Origin of the sequence: Brevibacterium sp. JSBI002 (assembly GCF_026013965.1) — a bacterium.
Taxonomy (GTDB): Bacteria; Actinomycetota; Actinomycetes; order Actinomycetales; family Brevibacteriaceae; genus Brevibacterium.
The window spans coordinates 1,191,323-1,209,861 of the sequence record NZ_CP110341.1 but is presented as its reverse complement, the minus strand read 5'-3'; the positions used below and the strand labels follow the sequence as shown (position 1 = coordinate 1,209,861).

Annotated in this window: 14 protein-coding genes and 1 tRNA gene; 7 read left to right on the top strand and 8 right to left on the bottom strand. The window is 64.9% G+C overall.

The genetic code is table 11. The features are described 5' to 3' along the window. Positions 1-56: 56 nt before the first annotated feature. From LJ362_RS05420 to LJ362_RS05405, 4 genes are all read right to left on the bottom strand, one after another. Entirely contained in the window at positions 57-839 is a 783-nt protein-coding gene (locus LJ362_RS05420; protein WP_264801777.1) for a Bax inhibitor-1/YccA family protein, read from the bottom strand. 219 nt (positions 840-1,058) lie between these two features. After that, positions 1,059-2,642 (bottom strand): AbgT family transporter, encoded by a 1,584-nt coding sequence (locus tag LJ362_RS05415; protein ID WP_264801109.1) that lies wholly within the window; start codon positions 2,640-2,642, stop codon positions 1,059-1,061. Positions 2,643-2,930: 288 nt separating this feature from the next. Then, the gene (locus LJ362_RS05410) at positions 2,931-4,016 is read right to left on the bottom strand and encodes an inositol-3-phosphate synthase (RefSeq protein WP_101545123.1); all 1,086 of its coding nucleotides are present in this window, start codon (positions 4,014-4,016) and stop codon (positions 2,931-2,933) included. Positions 4,017-4,168: 152 nt separating this feature from the next. Beyond that, on the bottom strand, positions 4,169-5,761 hold the full coding sequence (locus LJ362_RS05405; protein WP_264801108.1) for a peptide chain release factor 3: 1,593 nt from the start codon (positions 5,759-5,761) through the stop codon (positions 4,169-4,171). Positions 5,762-5,923: 162 nt separating this feature from the next. On the opposite strand from LJ362_RS05405, the gene LJ362_RS05400 reads away from it, so the two are divergent. Beyond that, a complete protein-coding gene (locus LJ362_RS05400) occupies positions 5,924-6,292 on the top strand; it encodes a hypothetical protein (RefSeq protein WP_264801107.1) in 369 nt (122 codons plus the stop codon). 193 nt (positions 6,293-6,485) lie between these two features. On the opposite strand, the gene hrpA is transcribed toward LJ362_RS05400, so the two are convergent. Next, positions 6,486-10,793 (bottom strand): ATP-dependent RNA helicase HrpA, encoded by a 4,308-nt coding sequence (hrpA, locus tag LJ362_RS05395; protein ID WP_264801106.1) that lies wholly within the window; start codon positions 10,791-10,793, stop codon positions 6,486-6,488. 51 nt (positions 10,794-10,844) lie between these two features. Next, positions 10,845-12,167: an Nramp family divalent metal transporter gene (locus LJ362_RS05390; protein ID WP_264801105.1), complete on the bottom strand. Its 1,323-nt coding sequence runs from the start codon at positions 12,165-12,167 to the stop codon at positions 10,845-10,847. Between the two features lie 176 nt (positions 12,168-12,343). Between LJ362_RS05390 and LJ362_RS05385 the strand changes: the two genes are divergently transcribed. From LJ362_RS05385 to LJ362_RS05365, 5 genes are all read left to right on the top strand, one after another. After that, complete coding sequence (locus LJ362_RS05385; RefSeq protein ID WP_264801104.1) at positions 12,344-12,736, top strand: YidH family protein; 393 nt, start codon at positions 12,344-12,346, stop codon at positions 12,734-12,736. Then, entirely contained in the window at positions 12,736-13,083 is a 348-nt protein-coding gene (locus tag LJ362_RS05380; protein ID WP_264801103.1) for a DUF202 domain-containing protein, read from the top strand. Before LJ362_RS05385 ends, LJ362_RS05380 begins: the two co-directional genes overlap by 1 nt. Before the next feature lie 140 nt (positions 13,084-13,223). Next, positions 13,224-13,547: a hypothetical protein gene (locus LJ362_RS05375; RefSeq protein WP_264801102.1), complete on the top strand. Its 324-nt coding sequence runs from the start codon at positions 13,224-13,226 to the stop codon at positions 13,545-13,547. Between the two features lie 117 nt (positions 13,548-13,664). Next, positions 13,665-14,591 carry an AEC family transporter gene (locus LJ362_RS05370; RefSeq protein WP_264801101.1) on the top strand — a complete coding sequence of 309 codons (927 nt, stop codon included), beginning with the start codon at positions 13,665-13,667 and terminating at the stop codon, positions 14,589-14,591. A gap of 70 nt (positions 14,592-14,661) precedes the next feature. Next, on the top strand, positions 14,662-15,852 hold the full coding sequence (locus LJ362_RS05365; RefSeq protein ID WP_264801100.1) for a TIGR01906 family membrane protein: 1,191 nt from the start codon (positions 14,662-14,664) through the stop codon (positions 15,850-15,852). 233 nt (positions 15,853-16,085) lie between these two features. Here the strand turns inward: LJ362_RS05365 and ppk2 are convergent, their stop codons facing one another. Beyond that, positions 16,086-16,988 carry a polyphosphate kinase 2 gene (ppk2, locus tag LJ362_RS05360; RefSeq protein ID WP_264801099.1) on the bottom strand — a complete coding sequence of 301 codons (903 nt, stop codon included), beginning with the start codon at positions 16,986-16,988 and terminating at the stop codon, positions 16,086-16,088. A 67-nt stretch (positions 16,989-17,055) separates the two neighbouring features. Continuing rightward, on the bottom strand, positions 17,056-18,342 hold the full coding sequence (locus tag LJ362_RS05355; RefSeq protein WP_264801098.1) for an MFS transporter: 1,287 nt from the start codon (positions 18,340-18,342) through the stop codon (positions 17,056-17,058). Positions 18,343-18,432: 90 nt separating this feature from the next. Here LJ362_RS05355 and LJ362_RS05350 point away from each other — a divergent pair. Next, a tRNA-Leu gene (locus LJ362_RS05350) sits at positions 18,433-18,509 on the top strand. Positions 18,510-18,539: the final 30 nt, after the last annotated feature.

The following is an 18,539-nucleotide window of genomic DNA, read 5'->3' as shown; positions in this document are numbered from 1 at the left end:
TCCGCCCTTCGTTCAGCGTTCGGCCGCGGCCCACTGGCGTGGGGCGGTCACGTCTCTCAGTCTCTGAAGTAGGAGATGAGGCGCAGGATCTCGATGTAGAGCCACACGAGGGTGACCATGAGCGAGAAGGCGCACATCCAGGAGTACTTCTCCGGGATCTGGTGCTTGACGCCCTCTTCGATCATCTGGAAGTCCATGATCAGGGTCATCGCGGCGAGCACGGTGGCGACGATGCCGATGATGATTCCCAGAGGGATGCCGAAGACCTCGATGCTGCGGGCACCGCCGGAGCCGGTGAACATGGCGAAGAAGAAGTTGATGATCGAGAAGACCGCGTAGCCGCCGACGGCGATCATCATGAACTTCATCATCTTCGAGCCGTAGCGCACACCCTTGAACTTGAACAGGGCGAGCATGACGCCGAAGACGCTGAGCGTGGCGAGCACGGCCTGGACGACGATGCCGGGGTACATGGATTCGAACATGCCGGAGATGCCGCCGAGGAAGACGCCCTCGAATGCGGCATAGCCGATGATGAGCGCCTTGCTCGGTTCCTTCTTGAAGGCGTTGACGAGTCCGAGGACGAGCGCGATGAGCGCAGCAGGCAGAGCCAACATCGGAACGAGCCAGCCGACGACGCCACCGGCGAGGAGGATGGCGAAGAGCACACCGGTCTTCATCATCACATCGTCATACGTCATCGCACGGTCGGCGACCTGGGGGCCTGCGTTGCGGTTCTGCGCGGCAGGCTGATTGAACAGGTTGTTGAGCTCCTGATCGGACATGACCGGCTGATTGCGTCCGGCCTGGGCTCCCTGATTGATAGCCCGGTTCATCATGGGGTTACTCACGGTCGAGATCCTTTCGATCTGAGCAGAATGTGCACAGCCGGGAGGCTGCGCAGATGATCTTTCACGGTCACAGTCTAACCGGACGGTCTGGACGAGAACTGAGGATCCCGGCCAGCACGGTCCGACGTTGCACTATCGTGATGCTGTGGTGGACAACACCTGATTCGAGCGGATAATTCCCGGTTCAGCCCATCGGGCAGTGACAGTTCAGCCCATCTGGTAATGAGTGGCCGCGCCCGGTCCCCACGGGATGCCGGTGGCCCACCAGATGAAGAACAGGAGTCCCCAGAAGACGAACATAGCGAACGACAGTGGGATCGTGAATGAGAGCACCGTGCCGATGCCTGCGTCCTTCTTGTACCGCTGCACGAACCCGAGGACCACGACGAAGTACGGGCTCATCGGGGAGATGATGTTCGTCGTCGAATCACCGATGCGGTAGAGGGCCTGGGTGGTCTCCGGGGAGATCGACAGGAGCATGAACATCGGCACGAGCACCGGGGCCATGAGCGTCCACAGTCCCGAACCGGAGGTGAGGAACAGCGCGCCGAGCGCCACGAGCAGCCATCCGCCGAGGAGGATGACGAAGGGGCCGGTGTTGAGGGCTCCGAACACCTCGGCGCCCTTGATCGCCAAGATCTCGCCGAGGTTGGACATCTTGAACAGCGCGAGGAACTGGCTGGCAGCGAAGAACAGCACGATGACCGGCACAAACGGCAGCAGTCCCTTGCCCATCATCTCCGGGATGTCAGCGGTGCGCTTGATCGACCCGGTGGCGTAGCCGTAGACGATGCCGACGATGAAGAAGCCGAAGCCGATGATCGCGGCGATTCCTGCCATCAGACCGGATTCGGGGCCGAAGCCTCCGGCCTCGTCGCGGAGGAACGATCCGGCGGGCCAGGCGAGAGCGAACAGCACCGCGGCGCAGACGATGATCGAGATGACGGCGATGCCGATTCCGCGCTTCTCATTCGCGTCGAGCGCCATCTTGACGTCGAAGTTGTCCGGATCGTCGTCGGTCTCCTCGTCGAGTTCGATCTGGTCGGCGCGCTTGGACAGGACCAGCTCGGTCACCAGGGTCACCGCGGCGGCGACGACGAACATGGAGACGAAGTTGAAGTAGAAGTTCGCGACCGGGCTGACGGTGTAGTCGGCGTCGATGATCTGCGCGGCCGAGGTCGAGAGACCGCCGAGGATCGTGTCGAGCGAATTGACCATGGGTGCTGCCGAATAGCCTCCCGAGGTCGCCGCGTAGGCGACGAGGCAGCCGAGCAGCGGATTGCGGCCGACGGCTTTGAACGCTAGTCCGCCGAGGGGAATCATGATCATGTAGGAGGCGTCGGAGGCGATCGACGAGGCGGTTCCGGCCAGGGCGACGATGAACGTGATCCACTTCGGCGAGGCCCCGGCGATGGATCCGCGCAGCATCGCCGGGATGAGTCCGGACTGTTCGGCCACGGCTACGCCGATGAGCACGATGAGGACGAGTCCCAGCGGTGGGAAGGTGACGAAGTTGTTCGTGGCTCCCGCGACGATCTCACGCAGCGATTCGGTGGAGAAGAGGTTCGTCACCGTCACCTTCTCGTCCGTGGCCGGGTTGACGGCGTTGAGACCGGTGGAGGCGAAGATCGCCGAGAGGATCATGATGATGACGGCCAGCGACAGGAACAGCCAGAACGGGTGCGGCAGTTTATTGCCGGCCTTTTCGATGATGACGAGGACGCGCATGAGCCAGCTCAGCTCGGAACCGTCATTCCTCTTCTCTGCGGTCGCAGGTGTGGTGCTCGACATCAGGTCTCCTCGGTCGGGGTGGCGCTGGCGAATGCGTTGAGCAGGTATTCGCCCATGTGAGAGCGATCACCTCAAGGAGCAAGTCTCATGGACAATCGGCGTTGTGTCACGGGAATCTCATATTCCGGATGCCGTGAGCACCCTTTCCTCGCCGAGGTGGCCCTGCGGTTCCGTTCTCACCGCCGCAGGTGAATAGCCGAGGGCGCCGACCGCAGATTCTGCGATCGGCGCCCTCTCAGCCGGCAGGCGACTCAGCACCTCAGATCAGGGTGGGCCGCCTCGGCGATATCAGCGTTCGAGGTCGCCGCGGATGAACGCTTCGACGGCCTCGTGGGCGGCGTCGTCGTCCTGCTGCTCCGGGGGCGACTTCATGAAGTACGAGGAGGCGGAGATCAGGGCTCCGCCGATTCCGCGGTCGAGGCCGATCTTCGCCGCACGGACGGCGTCGATGATGACGCCGGCGGAGTTCGGTGAGTCCCACACCTCGAGCTTGTACTCCAGGGACACGGGAGCGTCGCCGAAGTTGCGGCCTTCGAGGCGGACGAAGGCCCACTTGCGGTCGTCGAGCCATTCGACGTAGTCGCTGGGTCCGATGTGGACGTCGCGGTCGGACAGCTGGGCGGAGGTATTCGAGGTCACGGCCTGGGTCTTCGAGATCTTCTTCGACTCAAGGCGCTGACGCTCGAGCATGTTCTTGAAGTCCATGTTGCCGCCGACGTTGAGCTGGTAGGTCCGGTCGAGGACGACGCCGCGGTCTTCGAACAGCTTCGCCATCACACGGTGGGTGATGGTGGCACCGATCTGGGACTTGATGTCATCGCCGACGATCGGAACACCGGCGGCACGGAACTTCTCGTCCCATTCCTTGGTGCCAGCGATGAACACGGGCAGGGCGTTGACGAAGGCGACCTTCGCGTCGATCGCGGCCTGAGCATAGAACTCGACGGCCTTCTGCGAACCGACGGGCAGATAGCACACGAGGACATCCGCCTCGGCGTCCTTGAGGGCCTTGACCACGTCGACGGCCTCGCGGTCGGATTCGACGATCGTGTCGCGGTAGTACTCGCCGAGTCCGTCGAGGGTGGGTCCGCGCAGGACCTCGATGCCGGTCGGCTCCACGTCGGCGAGCTTGATGGTGTTGTTCTCGCTGGCAGTGATCGCCTCGGCGATGTCGACGCCGACCTTCTTGCCGTCGACGTCGAAGGCGGCAACGAAATCGATGTCACCGACGTGATAGTCCCCGAATTCCACGTGCATGAGGCCGGGAACCTTCGTCCCGGGCGACGCGTTCCGGTAGTACTCCACGCCTTGGATCAGGGACGAGGCGCAGTTGCCCAGTCCGGCAATCGCGACTCGAATCGATTTCGTTCCCACAATTCTCCTTTGTCTGTTTGGGTTTCACCGAGCGGCGGGAATGTCCCACGCGGGCGGTCAGCCCTTCGGGGCTTCGCTTCGGCCCCAACTATCCATAATAATGTCCGCGTCAAAATGCCGGACTCCGGCCTTCGAACGCGGCAGTGCTCGTCTCAGCTGACGACCAGAGGTTCGAGAACCAGGTCGGGGTGGTTCTTCTGCACGCCCTGCAGCCGCCACCGGTCGGAGAACAGCGCCAGCAGCTCTCCGTCGGAACGGTGGAGGACCTCGACCGAGCGTTCCCGTGCCAGGGTCGGCACGCATTCGGGGGTGGTGCGTCGGGCGAGGGAGAAGTTGAGACGCTCCAGGGTGCAGGGAGCGTTGAATTCGTTGGTCATCCGGTCTTCGGCGACTTCGAACTGCATGGGTCCGACGGCGCCGAGCACGGGTGCCTGATCACCGCGCAGGTCCGAGCGCAGCACCTGGATGACGCCTTCGTGGTCGAGCTGTTCGATGCCGCGTCGGAACTGTTTGTACTTCGAGGAGTCCTTGGCGCGGATGACCATGAAGTGTTCGGGTGAGAACGTCGGGATGCCGGGGAACTCGACCTTCTTGTCGAGGTAGAGGGAGTCCCCTACGCGCAGGGCGGAGGCGTTGACCAATCCGACGACATCTCCCGGGAACGCTTCGTCGACGACATCGCGGTCGCGACCGAAGACCTGCTGAGCGTATTTCGTGGCGAAGGGTTTGCCGGTGCTGGCGTGGGTGAGCACGGCTCCGCGTTCGAAGACCCCCGAGCAGACTCGGATGTAGGCGAGTCGGTCGCGGTGGTGGGAGTCCATTCCGGCCTGCACCTTGAAGACGAATCCGGAGAAGGGATCGTCGACGGGGCGGGGCTGGTCGTCCTTGTCCAGGCGGGCCTCGGCGGGCGGGGCGAGGTCGACGAGGAGGTCGAGGAGTTTGTGGATGCCGAAGTTGAGCACGGCCGAGGCGAACATCACCGGGGTCGACTTGCCGGCGAGGAAAGCCTCCTGGTCGTGGTTCTGGTCTTCCATCTCCAGCAGATCGGACTCATCGACAGCGGTCGTCCAGGCATCGCCTTCGAGGTCGGCGGCCGCCTCGGACGTGTAGGTGTCCTCACCGGCGATCGTGGCGCCTCCGTCGGTGCGGGTGTATTTCGTGTACTCGCCGCTGGTGCGGTCGAGGACTCCGCGGAAGTCTCCGGACTGTCCGACGGGCCAGGTGATCGGGGTGGGCAGGAGGCCGGTGCGCTGCTGGACCTCGTCCATGAGTTCGAGCGCGTCGAGGCCTGGACGGTCCCATTTGTTGACGACCGTGATGATCGGGATGTTGCGGTGAGCACAGACCTCGAAGAGCTTCATCGTCTGCGCCTCGAGGCCTTTGGCGGCATCGATGAGCATGACGGCGCAGTCGACGGCGGAGAGCACCCGGTAGGTGTCCTCGGAGAAGTCGGCGTGGCCGGGGGTGTCGACGAGGTTGAACACCGCGTCGCGGTACTCGAACTGCAGAGCGGCGGAGGAGATCGAGATTCCACGGTCCTGCTCCATCTGCATCCAGTCGGAGACGGTGGCGCGGCGACCGGCCTTGCCGTGGGTGGCTCCGGCCTGGCCGATGGCGCGAGCGTGGAGGGCGAGCGCCTCGGTGGTCGTCGATTTGCCCGCGTCGGGGTGGGAGATGACAGCGAACGTGCGGCGGCGGGACGCCTCGTGTCGGATGTCCTTAACGGAATACTGGCCAGAAGTCACCGCAATATCCTATCGTTCTTCGCGCTCGTCCGGCGTGTCCGTTCAGTCACAGTGTGGGGCCAGCTTGCGGCGGGCGTCCGGCGGCCGGAACCGTATGTGCGGGGTGGCCTGTGGGCGTTGCATCCAGCGTCCTGTCGGAATCGGCCCATATGCTGGGGTGCGATGTCTGAGGAATTCGTCGAATACGCCGGCCGTTCGGAGCCGCAGGAACGCTGGCTCAAAGCCTTGCCGCTCATCGTCGCGGGAGTCCTGGGTGTCCCGCTGCTGTGCGCGGCGATCTGGTTCTCCTGGCAGATAGCGCAGACGACGAAGTACCTCTTCGATCTCGGCACCTCCGGCACCGAGGCGGCCGGGATGGTGCTGCTCAGCCTGTCGGGGGCCTTCTGCCTCATCCTCTATCTCGCGTTCCTCTTCATCGGCACTCGCCGTCGCACGTGGAAGTGGCGCATCTGGTGGAGTGTCGCCACCCTTCTTGCCGCCGGAGCTCTGCCGCTGTGGTGGCTCTTCAGCGGCTTCTTCGCCGACGTCTGACCTTCGCCGTCGGGCCAGCCTCGGCTGAGACCCGCCCATCCAGACTTCCAGCTTTCGCGAGCCCCGGACTCGCAGTCCCTACCCGTCGCGGTAGAACCACCCGCCCGTGGCTTCTCCTACAGGTACTCGCGCGTCGGTCACTCTTCGTGACTGCAACGAGGCGTTGTGGCGTTGCCGGTGAGGGATGCTCGAGTCAGAGCTGAGCGAGGGCCTTCGCGATGCGCTTCTCCGACACCGGATGTGCCGTGCCCAACGAGTTCGCGAACAGTGACACTCGCAGCTCTTCGAGCATCACAACGACCTCCACCCATTCGACAGGCAGCGACGCGATCAGGTGCGACCACTCGGCCTTCGCCAGCGCCGGGAATCGGTTGCCGATCCTCTTGACCACGTCGCTGCTGCAGCCGGTGACCCGGTCCATGAGCTGCTTGTCCCGGATCGGTGAGTCCTGCATCCCGCCGATGCGCACCACTTCGGCTCGCACCCACCGCGGCAGTTCGCGCAGCATCTGCGGAGTCATCGCCGCAATGGCGGCGGTACTCATCCGGGAGGCGCTCCACGCCTGCACATCGGCGAGGTTGGCCAGGATCGCCAACGAGGAGGCCTTCGACACGAGCTTGTCGAGCTCGGTCGCCGTCGTCAGCGCTTTCATCAGGACCGGCAGCAGTGCCGAACACGTCAGCGGCAGCTCGGCGTCGATGTGCTTGCGCAGTCGTGCGAACTCCTCGGCGGTGGACACCCACGACGTTTCGGCCGGCCCCAACCGGTCGGCGACGAGCCCGCGGATCCCGACCCGAATCAGCCCGACGAGCAGTTCGTCGGCAGTCTTCTGATGGCCGGCGAGGACGAGCTTCTCCTGAGTCGTCAGACCATCCTGCAGGTATTTCAGTGCTTCACCGGTGTGCTGTGCCAGCAGGGTGATGATCGCTTCCCGCGTGGCCAGTCGTGCCTGCGCTGCGGTGTCGAAGGCGACGAGGTCGACCGACGTCGACCGGTCTGCCAGCCCTGGAACGACACCGGCCGGGGCCTGATCGGGATCGGCCAGTTCGCCGAACGACCAGTCCGTCAACCCGGTCTTCGGGGTGAACGCGCTCTGCTTCTGCCGGGCCTTGCGCACCTGCGGTTTGGCTTTCGTCGTCAGCGCAGCGAGGTCCTCGCCGAGACCGACGGTCTTCTTCCCGTCGACGACCCGGAAGGTCAGCCGCAGGTGGGCAGGAATCCGTGACCTGTCGAAGTCATCGGCGGTGACCGTGATCGGCACGAGGTCGTTCAGCCCTCCCCCGCCGGCGCGTTCGCTCAGATACGCGGCGAGCACGTTCGGCAGACTTCCCTGATACGGGGCGAGCGCCGGCAGGATCTCGCGAGCGACGTCGGGAGCGGGAACGAAGTAGCGGCGCTTGCTCTTCGGCAGTGATCGGATTAGGGCGGCGACGAGTTCTTCGCGCAGCCCGGGGACCTGCCAGCTGAATTCGTCCGCGTCGACCGTGGGCACCGCCTCGGCGGGGATCTCCACTGTCACCCCGTCCTCGGTGCTTCCAGGGTCGAACGAGTAGCGCAGCTTCGCCCGGGTGCCGTCGGTCAGTTCCCATTCCATCGGGAAATCCGAGGCCACCGAGGCGGTCAGTTCCTCGCTGTCGTCGCTGAGCAGCACCGAGGTGGTGAGGTCGAGCAGGTGCACATCCCGTCGCTTCTGCTTCTTCCACCACCCCCGGAAATCCGCCGCCGAGGTGATCCCCTCCGGAATCCGCTCATCGAAGAATTCGTACAGGGCATCGTCCTGGTCGAGCACGCGACGGTTCCTCGTCCGCGAGGCCAGTTCCTCTGCCTCCTCGATGACGGCAGCATTGTGGTCAAGGAAGCCGAAGCGCTCGTGCCAGTCGCCTTCGATGAGGCCCTTGCGGATGAAGGCGTCGCGTGCGGCTTCTGCGTCGATCTGCCCATAGCCGACGCGGCGGTGGCTGACAAGTGTGACCCCGTAGAGGGAGATCTTCTCGTAGACCATCGACGCGCCGGCCTTCGTCGACCAGTGCGGATCCGAATGCTGGCGGGTGACCAGATCACCGGCGGCTTCGACGACCCAGTCCGGGTCGATCGCGGCCACGGTGCGTGCCCACAGGCGGGAAGTCTCGACAAGCTCGGCGGCCATGACGAAGTCGGGGTTGACCTTGAAGAGTCCGGAGCCGGGGAAGATCGCGAAGCGTGTGCCGCGGGCTCCCTGATAGTCCTTGTGCCGCTCCGAGCGTGAACCGATCATCGTCAGTAATCCGGTGAGCAGAGACCGGTGGATGGCGGCGGCATGCGGGTCGAGTTTGGCTGCGGCCACCTGTTTCCCGGTGCCTCCCGCCGGTCCGGTCACCCCCTGCTTCTTCGCACTGCGCTTCGCGGCACTGAGCTCGGCGAATCCGATCTTGCCGTTGGCACCGCGTCCACCCTGAGCGTTCCCGGCGTCACGACCGGGTTGAGCCCTCTGAGCGTCACGAGCACCCTGGCCCTCACGGCCACGACCGCTGCGACCGCCCTGACCACGGTCGGAACCGTCACCAGGCCCCGCTGCATTCGTCTTGCCGCCCTCGCCGTCGAGAGCGCATCCGGCCGTGTCGGCGTCGTCGCCCGGCTGCCAAACGGATTTCTCGATGCGAATGCCGGCGGAGCCGAGCAGGGAGCGCAGCTGACCGACGAGGTCCTGCCATTCGCGGATGCGCACGAAGTTGAGGAACTCGTCCTTGCAGCGGCGGCGGAACTTCGAGGATCCCATGTCCGCCTGCAGACTCTGCAGGTAGTTCCACAGATTGAGGTACGACAGGAAGTCACTGCCTCGGTGGGTGAATCGGGCGTGCTTCTCATCGGCGGCGGCTCGGACCTCCGCCGGACGTTCCCGGGGGTCCTGGATAGACAGCGCGGCGACGATGACCGTGACCTCTCCCCCGCAGCCGGCCTCTGCCCCGGCGATGACCATCCGAGCCAGGCGGGGGTCGATCGGCAGCACGGTGAGCTTGCGACCGATCTCGGTGACGTGGATCTTCCCTGCCGAGTCGCTGGTCAGCGCCCCGAGTTCGGTGAGCATCGTCCGTCCGTCACGGACGGCTCTCGCCTCTGGCGGGGTGAGGAACGGGAAGTCGAGGATCTCCTGATCGCTTGCGGCGAATCCCAGTGAGGCCATCTGCAGGATGACGCTGGCGAGGTTCGTGCGCAGGATCTCCGGATCGGTGAATTCGGGACGTGACTCGAAGTCGTCTTCCGAGTACAGGCGGATGCAGATGCCATCACTGGTGCGCCCCGAGCGGCCCTTGCGCTGGTTCGCACTTGCTTGGGAGATCCGCTCGATCGGCAGTCGCTGCACCCGGGTGCGATTGGAGTAGCGGGAGATGCGGGCGGTGCCGACGTCGATGACGTATTTGATTCCGGGCACCGTCAGCGAGGTCTCGGCGACGTTCGTGGCCAGGACGATGCGGGGTCGTGAATGGGGTTGGAAGACCTTCTGCTGCTCCCCCGCCGAGAGTCGGGCGAACAGCGGCACGACCTCCCAATTGCTCATCCGCGGACGTCTGCGCAGGTGGTCGGTCAGGGCATCGGCGGTGTCGCGGATCTCCCGTTCGCCGGAGAGGAAGACGAGGATGTCACCGGGTGCCTCGGCCGCGAGTTCGTCGACGGCGGCGATGATTCCGTCGGTCTGCTCCTCGACACCGGTCTCGTAGTTCCCGGATTCGCCGGGACCGTCGACATCGTCATCGGCAGGATCGTCCCCGAGAGGCCGGTACCGGACCTCGACGGGGAAGGTGCGGCCTTCGACGGAGATGATCGGAGCGTCATCGAAGTGAGCGGAGAACGATTCGGGGTCGATCGTCGCCGAGGTGATGATGACCTTGAGGTCGGGACGTCGGTCGAGCACCTCCTTGAGGTAGCCGAGGAGGAAGTCGATGTTGAGGCTGCGTTCGTGTGCCTCGTCGATGATGATGACTTCATAATCTCGCAGCAGTTTGTCGCGCGAGAGTTCGGACAGCAGAATGCCGTCGGTCATCACCTTCACCCGGGTGGAGTCGGCGACCTGAGCAGTGAATCGCACCTGGTAGCCGATGGTGCTGCCGAGCTCTTCGTCGAGTTCGTCGGCGATGCGCTCGGCCACGGTCCGTGCGGCGATGCGCCGCGGCTGGGTGTGGCCGATGAGTCCGTCGACCCCGAGGCCGAGGTCGAGGCAGATCTTCGGCAGCTGGGTGGTCTTTCCCGATCCCGTCTCACCGGCGATGATGACGACCTGGTTGTCCCGGATCGCCTCGGCGATCTCGTCCTTTGCCGAAGTGACCGGCAGATCCTCGGGGTAGGTGACGGTGACCGGATGGGCAGCGCGGGCGTTCTTGAGCCGGGCCCGGCGCTGCTGATGGTGCGCTGCCGTGGTTCTGCGTCGCTGCTGCGAACGCCCACGTCCGTTCTTCCCGCGCCGAGGCGGCCGTCCTGGATCCGTGTTCGCTGGAGTGGTCGACGGGGTCCGGTTCTCTTCTGCCATTGCGTCTCCCAGTTTAGCGGCAATGCCCGGGCCCGGCCCCGTCGAGGCGGGTTACTCCCCGCCGCCCCAGAGTGGGGCGAGCGCCGAGTAGAGCTGCTGGACGCCGAGGATGATGAACAGCAGTGCTGTGATCGCCAGAGCGATGTTCGTGTGCAGCTTGTTCGCCCATTCCTTCGGAATCTTCTTGCCGTTGAGGAGGCCGAGCAGGGTGATGGCGAGGAACGGCATGAACAGCGACCCGAGGACGCCGTAGGCGAGGATGAGACCGATCGGTTTGCCGAGGATGAACAGCAGCATCGGCGGGAACGTCAGCCACAGCACATAGAACTTGAAGTACTTGCCGCCGGTCAGGGTGTCGGGGTGTCCGCCCGGCTTCTTGCGCATATGCCCCCAGAAGTCAGCGAACATCAGGGACACTCCGTTCCATACTCCGATGATGGAGGAGAAGGAAGCGGCCCAGAATCCGACCAGGAAGCCGATGCCCACGACCTCGCCGTAGCGGGCTTTGAGGACGTCTGCGAGGTCGAGCAGTCCCTTGTCCTCGGCAGAGATCGAGACACCCGCGGCCCGGACGACCTCGGCACCGACGACGAGCATAGCGATGACGAAGATGCCGGTCATCACGTACGCCATCGAGTTGTCGATGCGCATCACCCGCATCCACTTCGGAGTGTGCCAGCCCTTCTCACGCAGCCAGTAGCCGTAGGCGGCCAGTGTGATGGTGCCGCCGACGCCTCCGGCGAGCGCGAGCGTGTAGATCACTCCGCCCTCGGGGATGATCGGGATCAGTCCGGTGAGCATATCGGGAATGTTCGGGGCGGCGATGATCGCCAGCCCCACGACGGTGATGAACATGATCCCGACGAGGACGGCGGTGATCTTCTCGAACACGGCGTAGCGGCCGAACCACACCATGGCGAAGCCGGCCAGGCCCATGAGCACCGACCACACCGTGAGGTTGAGGCCGGGGAAGAGCGCGGCCAGCGGCAGCGCCGCCGAGCTCATCGCCGTGGCTCCGTAGACGAAGCCCCAGATGATGATGTACGGTCCGAAGTACCACGTGGTCCAGCGGCCGAGCGATCGCCACCCCTCGAAGATCGTCTTTCCGGTCGCCAGGCTGAACCTGCCGGCTCCTTCGACGAGGACGATCTTGAGGATGACGCCGACGATCACCGCCCACAGCAGTCCGTAGCCGAACTGGCTGCCGGCCACCAGGGTCGCCACCATATCCGCGGCGCCGACGCCGGTGGCCGCGACGACGAGGCCGGGACCGATGACCTTCCATTTGGCCGGGCCGGAGGCCTCTTCGATTCCGGAAACGGTCTCTGTGTCGCCCGCGTCGCCGGGGCCGGAACCGTTCGACTGCTCACTCATGGAGATATTCGCTTTCATCGTCGGCCGCGCACAGACTCACCGTGTGGTCGGGGATCCTCCATCGGGTTCTCCCGCATATCGGCGGCGCAGCGGTCTCAGCATGTCCACAGTCATGATAGGTGACAACGGTGATTGCATGTCACCAGTCCCACGCCCTCTACGGTTATCCTCGAAGGGTGAGTGAGAACAATTCATCGCAGGACTCCCGCAGTCGCATCGCCCGACGGGTCTTCCCCGACGGAGTCGACCCCGATCCTCGCTTCACCCTGGCCAACGAGCGGACCTTCCTGTCCTGGATCCGCACCGCGCTGGCGTTCATCGGCGGCGGAATCGCCGTCGAGGCCTTCACCTCGGAGATCTTCGGCTCCGGTCTGCGGGCGACCCTGTCGATCGTGCTCATGGTCATCGGCTTCATCCTCGCCGCCGGTGCCGCCGTCCGCTGGCATCGCATCGAATCGGCGATGCGTCGCAAGACCTCGCTGCCGCTGCCGCTCATCATCCCCATCGTCAGCCTCGCCTCGGCGCTGGGTGCCGGTCTCCTCGTCCTGGTGTTCGCCGGCCTGCTGTGATGCCGACCCGCTCACCGCGACCGCAGCCGCATGACGATCCGGCTCTGCAGCCGGAACGTACCGTCCAATCCTGGCTGCGCACGAGTCTGACGATGACGGTCGTCAGCCTCATCTTCATGCGCTTCATCAACGTCTTCCAAGGCTGGTCGGTGGCGCTCTTCGTCGTGTGCATGGGCATGGCCATCGTCGCCATCGCCATGCAGGTCAGGCGCTACCGGCTGGGTTCGGTCTCGATTCGGGCCGAACGCGGCAGGCCGTCGCCGTGGGCCGTCATCTTCCTCACCACCTCGGTGTGCCTCATTGCCGTGCTGAGCATCGCCTCGGTCATCAAGATCAGCCTGCTCTGAGTCACTTCACCCGCTCAACCTCCCAGACCTCCTGGGCGGCTTCCCACCTGCTCCCGACCGACACCCCGCACACCCGCAGCAGATGCCGGGTTATGAGACCGCCGTCCGGTCCGCTGACCTGCACGCCTAAACTGGTGCGTATGAAGGATGCACGCGAAGTCTCCACCGCCCCACTCGTCGCCGTCGGCCTCATCGGCGGCTTCCTCACCGCCCGCGAGACCGGGATCCGCCCCCTCGGCGGAGTCGTCCTCGCCGCAGCGGGCGCCTATGCAGCCCGCTCCTGGTATGTGAAGAAGGGCTGGCCGGCCGCCACCGGACTGGGCTTGGCCTACCTCGGCGGGTTCGGCGCCTCCCATCCCTTGGCGAAGAAGATCGGCGCATGGCCGGCCGTGTTCGCCGTCAGCGCGGTCAGTGCCGCAGCCTCCTATGTCGTCTCCGATATCGCCGAGGCGGACGGACCCTGACCCGCCGGCTCTGACCCCAACCGTCCCGAACTGCTATCCGCCCTTCGGGACTGACACCAGCCGCACCAGACCGACCGCAGCACTCCCAGTCGCAGGAAGCGAGGGCCCGAGCAGCCCATGCTGGCCGTATTCGAAGGTTTCGCCGTCATCGCCGGAGTCATTCTGGTCGGGTTCGTCCTCGGCCGCTCCGGCGTTCTCGGACCCCACGGCCAGCAGGTCATCGCGAAGCTCGTCTTCTACGCCGGCACCCCGACTCTGCTCTACGTCACGGTCGCCGAGACCGACCTCGGGCTGATCTTCAACACCGCGCTCTTCGCCACCGGCGGTTCCGCACTCATCGTCGGTGCCGCCCTCTTCGTCCTCACCAAGTGGATCAGGCGGCGCAGCACCGGTGAGGCGATGTTCTCCGCGTGGGCGACCAGCTACGTCAACATCGGCAACCTCGGCATCCCGATCGCCGCCTATGTCCTCCGCGACATCGGCTATGTCGCCCCGGTTCTGCTCTTCCAGCTGCTCGTCCTCGCTCCCATCGGCATGGCCGTGCTCGACGGAGCGGGCAAGAAGCAGCATGATTCGCACTGGTACTCCGCAGTCCTCCAAGTGCTCAAGAACCCCATCGTCCTCGGCGCCGCAGCCGGAGTGGGCGCCTCGGCGACGGGCTTCGAGCTGCCGCGCTTCGTCTTCGAACCCATCGACATGATCGGCGCGACCGCGGTCCCGGGTGCCCTGTTGGCGTTCGGCATCTCACTCAAGGACGGGTGGGGAATCCCCGTCAAGGGCAGCCGCGCACAGCTGAGCTACATCACCGGCGCCAAACTCATCGCTCAGCCGGTCATCGCCTGGGCCATCGGCGGCCCTCTGCTCGGCTACGACGGGATCGACCTCTTCGCCATCGTCGTCACCTCCGCCCTGCCGACAGCGCAGAACGTCTACATCTACTCGATGCAGTACCGACAATCCGAGGCGCTCATGCGCGACGCCGTCTTCATCACCACGGTTCTGTCCGTTCCGGCTCTCGTCATCATCGCCGCCCTCCTCGGCTAGCGACCGGCGAAATCCGCCGCCGTGGCGTGTCCTCCCGGGCTTGGACCCCGTGGTCACTGACAATGGGGATGTGTCCAGAGACGAGAAGAACGAGACCGAAGACCTCCTGAGCAGGCGGATGAGTTCAGGGTCTGCCAGTGCTGCCGATAAGCAGTCGCAGGCCCCTCTGGAGGCGGCCAATGATCCCTCGACCGACACCGAGGCGTTCGATCCGATCACGGATCCCATCGCCGAGGATGCCCCCAGGCATTCCGCGGACGCGAAGCCCTCGACGGGCCCGGTGAGGGTGACTCCCGCCCATTCGACGAATCCGGCCTCTCAGCCTGCGACCGCGAGCACGCGCACCGCCGAACACACCGCCACGCAGAAGTCCGCCGGCACGGGTTCGGCCACCGCTGCATCGACAGCCGGGGCATCATCCTCGACCGATACCGGTGCCACACGCGAGGTGCCGCAGAATGCGCGCACCGCGGTGATGAGCGAAGCCGATTGGGCTGCGGTGTCGAAGGCGGCGACGTCGACCGATGCCCGTGATCCCGCGGTGCCCGAACGACGTCGGTCCGTGCTCGATGTCATCGGCACGATCTGGATCATGCTCGCCACCCCCTTCGTCCTGTCGGCTCTGGCGGTGCGTTTCGTCGCCTCGGGGATCTTCCTCAAATTCGAGTACTTCCGGCCCGGCTTCCCGGCCGATCAGTTCGGCTTCAGTGCCGCCGACCGTGAGCACTACGGGACCTATGTCATCGACTACCTGCACAACTTCGATTCCCGGCGCTACCTCGCCGATATCGTCATGCCCAACGGGGAGCCGATCTTCATCTCCGACGAGCTCAGCCATATGGCTGACGTCAAGGGTCTGATCTCGCTGCTCTACCTCGTGGCCCTTGTCGGCATCATCGGATCCGTGCTGTTCGGCATCTACATGTGCCGCAAGAACGGATCGGGCATCCATGCAGGCGTGCGTCTGGGGTCGATCTTCAGCATCATCTTCATGGCCGCTGTCGCCGTCGTCGCCGTCCTCGGCTGGGACAGCTTCTTCCGCGGGTTCCACAAGGTGTTCTTCGCCGATGGGACCTGGGAGTTCTACGCCGATGATTCGCTCATCCGCCTCTTCCCGCCTCAATTCTGGGTCGATGCGGGTATCGCCGGCGGCGGACTGTTCGTGCTCCTGGCGATCATCCTCTTCCTGCTCAGCTTCACCGGTCATAAGAAGCGCCGGGCGCTGCGCAAGGCACGGAAGGACGCCGAAGCAGAGATCTGATTCGGTTTCGCCGCAGTCCGGAGCATCGGCCTCCGGCGGCAGAGCAGCACGTCATTGCACAGCGGGTTCGAGTCCCGCTCCACGGTTCCGGCCGGGTGGTCTTTCCCCTTCCACCCGGCCGAATTTCTGTCCGAAATCATCCGCGGTCCGGACCAGCGATCCCCCTGTCTCCGTGTCTCGGCGACGGTGGAAGACCACCGATCCCCGCCTCGGTGACGGTGGACGACTGCTGACTAGTCGTCGACGGCGTCGCGGCCGCGGCGGACCAGAAGCGGGTCGGCTTCGTAGACGACCGAGGGGTCTTTGTCCTCATAGTCGAACTGGTTGAGGAAGTAGCGCATCGCATTGAGCCGGGCGCGTTTCTTGTCATTGCTCTTGATCGTGATCCACGGAGCGTGGTCGGTGTCCGTGCGGCGGAACGTCTCTTCCTTCGCCTCCGTGTAGTCGTCCCAGCGATCGAGGGACTCGAGATCCATCGGTGAGAGCTTCCACCGCCGCACCGGGTCGATCTGACGGATCGCAAACCGGGTCCGCTGTTCTCTCTGGGTCACGGAGAACCAGAACTTCGTGACGTGGACTCCGGAGTCGATGAGCATCTTCTCGAACACGGGAGCCTGTTCCATGAAGGTCTCGTATTCTTCGTCGGTGCAGAATCCCATGACTCTCTCGACGTTGCCCCGGTTGTACCAGGAGCGGTCGAACATGACGATCTCCCCGCTCGTGGGCAGGTGGGAGATATAGCGCTGGAAGTACCACTGTCCGGCTTCGCGGTCGGAGGGTTTGTTGAGTGCGACGACGCGGGCGGCGCGCGGGTTGAGGTGTTCGGTGAAGCGTTTGATCGTTCCGCCCTTGCCGGCGGCGTCACGACCTTCGAAGACGATGACGTGTTTGGCGCCCGTGTCCTGACCCCAGTACTGGAATTTCAGCAGTTCGACCTGCAGTCTGTACTTCTCGAGTTCGTACTCTTCGCGGTCCATCTGTTCGTCGTACGGGTACCCTTCCCGCCAGGTTTCGACGGCCCGGCCCATGGGGTCGATGAGGTGCGGATCCGTGGTCTGACTGTCCTCGACGGTGTACCCTTCGAGGCGGAGTTTGTCGATGTACTCCCGCAGATTCTCTTGGAACAGACTGTTCACGAGATCCTTCCCTTTCGCTGTCGACACCGAGGTGTGCCTCGTGCACGATAATGTGCCGAGATGAATATCAGGTTATGCGATCGACGTCGCGTCGCGGGATGATTCCGACGCTCAATAATGGGGCGAGGGCGATGAGTCCGAAGGACAGCGGATAGCCGAATGCCGTCACCAGGGCACCGAATCCGGGGCCGAGCAGGGCCGACATGACGAACTGTCCCGTGTTCTGAGCTCCCAGCGCTTTGCCAGACCAGCGCGGTCCGGCGGCTTCGGCGACCGAGGCGAAGGCCAGTCCGTTGTCGGCCACGGAGACGGCTGAGGCGAGGATGAAGACGACCGCGGCGACGGCGGGCAGCTCCGTCAGCGACAGGATGGCGATGGCCACGACGACGATCACGGCTGCGACGGAGACGGTGCGCATGAGGCCCACGCGTGATTCCGTGCGGTCGGAGAGTCCGCCGACGACCATGCGACCGACCGCGCCGACGATCTGCGCGATCGCGACGATCGCTCCGGCGGCGCCCGCGCCGATCCCCTGGACGACGATGAGCCAGACGAGTCCGTAGGTGGAGAACGCGAACTGCGGGACGACGAGGAGCGCGGAGACCGCGTGGATGCGCCACAGGAAGGAATCGCTGCGGTAGGGATTGATCGCCGAGGCGGCGCTGGGCTTCCCCTCCCCCGCCGAGGCGGTGCCCGGTTCGTCCTGTCCGTGGCGTTCTGTCTCCGGTTCGGTGTCGCGGCCGGGGTCGGCCACCTCAGCGCGGGCGGGGGTCGGGTCCGGTGGGTTGCGGATGAGGGCGAAGCAGACGAGGGCGAGGCCGCCGGTAACGGCGGCGACGAACCAGAGGTAGGCGGGGAATCCGCCGGCCGCGGCGATCCCCGGGATGGTCACGGCGGCCACGCTCGTGCCCAGGGGTTGGGACATCTGGCGGATGCCCATGGCCAGTCCTCGACGGTGGCGGGGGAACCAGCCCATGACGACGCGGCCGGACGCCGAGTTCACCGAGGCGGCTGCGGCACCGGAGGCGGCGATGACGATGACCATCCAGATCGGCGAGTCGACGACGAGGACCGCGGCGGCCGAGAAAACGGTCGTCAGCCCGATTCCCAAGGTCATCGCCAGACGTTCGCCGAAACGGTCGGCGAATGCGCCCCAGGCGATGAGGGTGAGGATGAGTCCGAAGCTCGGTGCGGCAGCGACGGTGCCGGCCTGGGTGAGTGTGAACCCGAGGTCGGAGTGCATGTATGGGATGAGGAAGGCGGGTCCGGCGATCGCGATGGTCGCCGCCATCTGCGTGAGGACGCCGACGACGAGGATCACCCAGGCCTGCCTGGTGGGTCCGTTCGTCGTCATCGTTCCAGGTTAGCCGTGTGCCGGGATCGTCCGCGGGATGTCTCAGATCGCGGTGGCCGGGCTTTGCCGATAAAGTGTGTTCTGAGCATTCCCCCTATAGCCCAATCGGCAGAGGCAGTCGACTTAAAATCGATTCAGTCTGGGTTCGAATCCCAGTGGGGGGACCATAGATATTTGAGCTGACCTGAGACGTTTCG